The 6,000-nt window shown below is 70.3% G+C and carries 5 protein-coding genes and 1 pseudogene; 3 read left to right on the top strand and 3 right to left on the bottom strand.

Annotation, left to right across the window (positions count from 1 at the left end; genetic code table 11):
* Positions 1-265 (top strand): hypothetical protein (locus G5S38_RS05620; RefSeq protein WP_165065606.1); only part of this gene is annotated, 265 nt, incomplete at its 5' end.
* Positions 266-391: 126 nt separating this feature from the next.
* On the top strand, positions 392-859 hold the full coding sequence (locus G5S38_RS05615; RefSeq protein ID WP_165065603.1) for an adenylyltransferase/cytidyltransferase family protein: 468 nt from the start codon (positions 392-394) through the stop codon (positions 857-859).
* Here G5S38_RS05615 and G5S38_RS05610 read toward each other — a convergent pair.
* Together G5S38_RS05610 and G5S38_RS05605 are read right to left on the bottom strand one after the other, a co-directional pair.
* Positions 840-2,207 carry an O-antigen ligase family protein gene (locus G5S38_RS05610; protein WP_165065600.1) on the bottom strand — a complete coding sequence of 456 codons (1,368 nt, stop codon included), beginning with the start codon at positions 2,205-2,207 and terminating at the stop codon, positions 840-842. The two genes, G5S38_RS05615 and G5S38_RS05610, sit on opposite strands and share 20 nt — an antisense overlap.
* Positions 2,208-2,346: 139 nt before the next feature.
* A complete protein-coding gene (locus tag G5S38_RS05605) occupies positions 2,347-3,675 on the bottom strand; it encodes a lipopolysaccharide biosynthesis protein (protein WP_165065597.1) in 1,329 nt (442 codons plus the stop codon).
* A gap of 153 nt (positions 3,676-3,828) precedes the next feature.
* On the opposite strand from G5S38_RS05605, the gene G5S38_RS05600 reads away from it, so the two are divergent.
* Positions 3,829-5,280 carry a flavin monoamine oxidase family protein gene (locus G5S38_RS05600; RefSeq protein ID WP_165065594.1) on the top strand — a complete coding sequence of 484 codons (1,452 nt, stop codon included), beginning with the start codon at positions 3,829-3,831 and terminating at the stop codon, positions 5,278-5,280.
* A gap of 126 nt (positions 5,281-5,406) precedes the next feature.
* Here G5S38_RS05600 and G5S38_RS15645 read toward each other — a convergent pair.
* Positions 5,407-6,000: pseudogene (locus G5S38_RS15645) on the bottom strand (Pr6Pr family membrane protein); the annotation flags it as partial.

Below are 6,000 nucleotides of genomic sequence, written 5' to 3'. Positions count from 1 at the left end.
GGGCGCGGGAGCCGAGCCCGCGCCCCGCCCGGGCGCCGACCGGCACCTCGCCTGGGTGCAGTCGCTCGACGGGGCACGCGGGCTGCTCCCCCGCGCGAGCGAAGCCCCGGCCGGCCTGTGGCGCCGGTTCGTGGCCGGCCCGGCGACGCCGTCCATCGACATCGTCGACGGACACCTGCTCGGTGCCCGGCAGCACCGCGCGACCCTCGTCTCGGTCGAGCAGGCGATCGACCGCCTCGCCGCCGCGATGGCCGCCATCGGCTGATCGCCGCCGCGCGATATCGCCGCCGCGCGCCCCGGTGGCGACGGTCGGCAGCGCCGGACTATATCCTGAGAGCCTCGCGCCGTTACGGCGACGACGGGTTGGGGCACCCGAGCGAAAGGTAGAACTATGACGCGTCGCGTCGGTTACGCCGCAGGAGCATTCGACCTGTTCCATGTCGGCCACCTGAACATCCTCCGGCATGCCAAGAGCCAGTGCGACTACCTGATCGCCGGCGTGGTCTCCGACGAGATGCTCGTCCTCAACAAGGGCATCACCCCGGTCGTGCCGCTCGCCGAGCGCCTCGAGATCGTGAGCCACATCGGCTTCGTCGACGAGGCCATTGCCGAGACGCTGCCCGACAAGATGGACACTTGGCGCGAGGTGCGCTTCGACGTGTTCTTCAAGGGTGACGACTGGCGCGGCACCGAGAAGGGTCGGCGACTCGAGGAACAGTTCGCGGCCGTCGGCGTCGAGGTCGTCTACTTTCCGTACACCGTCCACACTTCGAGCACCGCGCTGCGCCGTGCCCTCGACCTGCTCTCGCATCCCGCGACGATGGCGCAGGCCGAGCGGATCATCGCCGAGGAGGTCTGACCCTCCGCCTGCCGTACGGCAGTTCGCCCACCGTCTCGCCCCGGCGCACCAGCAGCAGGCCGAATAGCAGGATGAGTAGCGGCACCGACCCGTACAGCGGGCCGAACAGCAGGTTCCACCCGCCCCGCACGGCGAGGTAGAGCACCAGCGCGCTGATCACGCTCGAGGGGATGCCACGGGCCAGGGTCACGCCGATGAGCACGAGCATCACGGCCGCGAAGGCCAGGCCCGGAATGCCGAAGTTGGCCCACAGGTCACCGATGACCGAGTGCAGCTCGAACCGGTAGCCGAACATGTAGCCCTCGACGTAGCCGTTGTTGGGGGCATACCCGATCGCGGCCATGCCGGTCTTCGCCGCGGTGATGTCGCTGAGCGTGGGCACGATCCCTGCCCCGAAGCCCCACGGCTGGTAGAGCATCAGGGCCACGGTCGCCGCAAGTTCGGGCCTCCCCCCGAGGATGAGCGACCCCGAGGCGTCGATCTGCTCGACGGAACGCTCGCGGGCGGCATCCCCCAGGTATCCGTCGAGGATCAACGCCTGCCCGACGTTGTAGACGATGATCACGACCACCGCCGCCGAGAGCACGAACCAGATCGCCGAGACGCGGCGCGACGGGCGAGACGGGCGCAGTTGCCAGACGGTGAGCACGAGGGCGAGCACCAGGATCGCGAACGAGGAGCGGGCGTCGGAGACGGCGGATGCCGCGATCAGCACGACCAGGGCGGCGATCTCGAGCCAGCGGCTGCCCCTCGCCTGCGCGATGCCCAGCAGTACGACGGTGGCCCCGGTGGAGAACCCGAACTTCCACGGGCTCTCGGCGTAGAGGGCAGCGTCGGCGTTGACCCCGAGGAGCAGGCCGACGCCGAACCAGATGGCGATGCGCGCGTCGGACATCAGCTGCCGCGCCCACAGGATCAGGCCGACCCCGGAGAGCAGCTCGACGATGAGGAAGATGTTGCCGATGAGCAGGCTCGTGGTGACGGTGTGGTCGACCGACGACAGCTCGGTGAGCCACACCCCGGAGAGCATCGCGAGCAGCCCCGCGGCCATGAAGATGCGCGCGCCCCTGAACCGCGCGAGCACGGGGAGCCAGGCCGGCGCCGCAGCCATGGCCGCGACGGTGCCGACCTTGAGGCCGAGGGCGATCTCGATGCGCATGCCGACGAGCAGCAGGGCGATGCCCACCGCGACGAGCAGCACGGTGCGGCGCGGGTCGGAGGTGGTGCGGCCCCGGGTGGGTGAGGTCTGGGTGGGTGCGGTCTGGGCAGCATCCGGGCGGCCGCGGAGAGCGCGGCGGGTGTCGCGGGTGTCGCGGCGCAGCGCGTCGAGTCGGTCTGACGTCGTCATCGCTCGAACACCCCGTTCCCCGTTCTCATGCGCCATCGCGCTGCTGGACTGCCGCGCTGCTACACCCTAGAGAATGCCACCCTAGGAGACTGCGCCGCTCGGCGCCCGGTGCGGTGCGACCTCGAGGAACAATCGTGCGTCATAGGCGGGCGCGGCGAACACGGAGGTCGCGGCGTACGTACCAGTAGCACGGCAGCACCTGGAAGAGGAACGTGGAGATGGTCGCTGCGATGACGGGGCCGGCCGCACCGAGCGTGCCGATGAGCGACCACGACAGAGTGATGTTCACGGGCAGCATGAGAAGGATCGGCAGCACCTGGAACTTGAGGCCGCGGGCATCCGTCATGTACATGCCCAGCGGGTACTTCGCCGCCTGCACGCCGACATAGGCGACGAAACCGAGAACCAGGGCGAGGTCGAGGCGGAGCTTTCCGTCGGACACGAACTGCACGAGCCATGGAGAGAGCAGCGCCATGGTGCCCCCCAGCGCGAGGCCCGCCGCGAGGAACACGAGAGCCGGCCCCACGGGAGACTTAACTTCGGCCTGCGCCCTCGCTCGCGCGTAGATCGGCCACAGCGCGACCCCGGCGGCGGTGATGGTCTGCAGGGCGATGCCGAACAGCTGGAAGGCGAGGTTGTACTGGGCGAGCTCATCACCTGTCGTGAGGTGGCTGAGCAGCAGCCTGTCGGTCTGCAACGCGAGCGGCAGGATGAGCATCTGCGCCAGCATCGGGCCGGCGAGCGCAATGACGGGCACACCCCTGACCGAGCGCAGCCGTGGAATGTCCCGCACGGCAAGCCCGACCTGGGGGCGGATGATGCGGGATGCGATGGTCAGGCACAGCACTGACACGAGCGCCGCAGCGACATAGGACAGCACGGCGAGGTAGCCGCCCGCGGGAACCCCGAAGGCGACGAGAAGGCTGACGCTGATCAGGATGAACGGTGCGACGATGGTCTGCGTGGCGATCTGCGTCACCGTGCGGCTCGACCCCACGAGAATGCGTTGCCCGACCGTCAACGGCAGGGCGAGGCCGAAGATCACCGCGCAGACCAGCGCCGTGGTCTCGCCGCCCGCAATCAGGCCGTTACCGAGCAGGGTCGGCCACAGCCCGAGCAGCGAGATCACGACGGCCACCAGCACGATCACCGGTCCCGATACCAGCAGGATGCGAAAGGCCGTCGTGATTGTGCGACGCACGTTCTCATCGCGACGGGGATCGTCCGACCCGGCAATCGCATTCAGAACCACCGCCGCGATACCCAGGTCGGCGAACGGCAGCAGCGCGGGGAGGCTCGCCAGCAGGCCGTACTGCGCGTAGGCCTCGACGCCGAAGTTCTGCAGGATCATGCGGCTGGTGATGATCCCGAGGAGGCCGGACAGTCCCATCACGAACACCTTGATGATCGCGGTGTTGCCGACGCCCTTCCACATGCCGCCGGGTGCCCCCACCCCCGTGCGCGCCATCAGTGGGGAACTGCCTGGACTGTGCGCACCGCGCAATTCTACGGTCACCCGACGCGCCGCAGCCCGCCCCGGATCGCAGCGCGTGCCCCCGGTAGGGGAGAATCGACAGGGATATGGCCACCGCCGACCACGGGGGCTGGGAAGGCAGGGCGCGTGCTCCGTCGAACCTTCCTCGCCACCGGGGTCTCGGCCGCCACCCTCGCCGCGCTGGCCGCCTGCACGCCGACCACGCCGACGCCGCAACCGACACCCAGCGACTCCCCCACCCCCGAGCCCACCGACATCCCGGAGTCCGAGACCGTTCCGGCCCCGGCCGGGGTCTCCCGCTCGGCGTGGTCGAGCGACCCGTACGCACTCGGCGCGTTCAGCTTCCTCGGGGTGGGCGCGCGCCCCGAGCATCGCGACATCCTGGCCCAGCCCGTCGACGGGCGACTGTTCTTCGCCGGCGAGGCCACGTCGTCGCTGTCGCCCGGCACGGTGTCCGGCGCGAGGACGAGCGGAATCCGGGCGGCGACCGAGCTGATGGATGCCGCGGCCGAGGGCGACCGCGTCGCAATCATCGGTGCCGGCATGGCGGGTGCCGCAGCCGCACGCATGCTCGTCGACGCGGGCTTCGAGGTGACGGTGCTCGAGGCCCGCGAGCGCGTGGGCGGCCGCATCGACACCCGCGACGACCCGGACTGGAAGATCCCCGTCGAACTCGGCGCCGCGAGCTTCGACAGCGTGACCGACCCGGCTCTCGCGCAGCAGTTCGAGGCCCTCGACATCCTGACGCTGTCGACCGTGGGCGAGATGACCGCGCGCACCCCGACCGGCGCGGAGGTGCCACTGTCTGACGAGGGCGAGGAGGCCGTGCGGGCGGCGGTCGCGCAGTGGTCCGATCGGCCGCGCGATGCATCCATCGCCCATGCCGTCTTCGAGGCATACCCGCAACTGGCGGTCACCGCGGGTGGCTCGTCACCAGTCGACGCGGCCGACGTGACGCTCGGCGACCGGGTCGACGGGTACCTGCGCGACACCGTCGGCGTGGACTACGGTGCCGACGCCGGCGACATCTCGGCCTTCTTCGGGCTCGGCGAGGAGGGCGGCCGCGGTGGCGACCGCATCGTCGCCGGCGGCTACCAGCGGGTCATCGAGAGCGAGCTCGACGGCGTCGACGTGTGGCCGACGAACGCGGTGTCAGAGATCGCGCATTCCGAGCAGGGCGTGAACCTGCGCTTCGCCACGGGGGAATCACTGACCGTGGATCGCGCCATCGTGACCGTGCCGCTCGGGGTGCTCAAGGCCCGCGACATCACGTTCGACCCCGCGCTGCCGCTGGAGAAGACCCTCGCGATCGTGGCTCTCGAGATGGGCACCGTCGACGCGATCTGGATGCGGTTCGACGACGCGTTCTGGAACACCGACGCCGTGCACTGGAGCGTGCTCGGCGGCGACCTCGACATCACCCGGTGGATCAACCTCCAGCCGGCGACCGGGTCACCGATCGTGGTGGGGCTCGTGGGTGGCGAGCGCGCCATCGCCCTCGCCGACCTCAGCGACGACGAAGTCGTGCTGCGCGCCCGGCTCAGCCTCGAGCCGTTCGTCGCCGTCGACCCCCGCTAGCGCTGCCGTTCGCTGGGGTGCGGTCCCGCGCCGTGGTGGTCGTTCGCCAACGCCGCTATCGCTGCGCCCGCGCCCGCCCGGCCGCCCGTCGCCGTCTTCCGCGTACCGGGGCAGCACGCGGCTGGCCGCCACGAGCAGAGCGCCGACGCCGACGATGAACGCGAGCACGATGGCGCAGTAGCCGGTGAACTCCCACGGCCAGCTGACCTGGAACGGGTCGAGGAAGAAGTACGGGTACCAGCCGACCATCGACCCGCGAACCAGCGTGTACCCGCCCCAGACCAGCGGGAACACCAGCACCGTGCGCAGGCTCCGCCAGCGGATGTGGCCTCGCCCCGGTGACCCCAGCCAGTCGAGGAGCGCAAATGCCGGCATCCAGTAATGCAGCACCTGGCTCGAGGGGGGAACCTGGATCGACAGCCCCCGGGAGACGGATTCGAGCACGATGATCGTGTAGACGATGCCGGAGACCACCTGGTACGTGGTCACCAGCAGGCGGCACGACGCGAGCCACTCGGGGTCGGTGGCGCGGCGGAGGGCGAGCACCCCGCCGATGGCCCAGAGCAGCACGGCGAGGATGGCGCTCTGCATGGTGAAGTAGCTGAAGAAGTTGGGCAGCGCCGAACCGCCCGAGCCGAGGCTGTAGACGAGGTGTGCGGCGAGCGCGCAAATACCGACGACGGCGGCGACCAGGCGACCCACACCGGATGCCACGCGCAT

It is taken from the genome of Marisediminicola senii (assembly GCF_011057645.1).
GTDB lineage: Bacteria > Actinomycetota > Actinomycetes > Actinomycetales > Microbacteriaceae > Marisediminicola > Marisediminicola senii.
The sequence above is the reverse complement of the archived record's forward strand: the minus strand, read 5'-3'. Positions and strand labels throughout refer to the sequence as shown.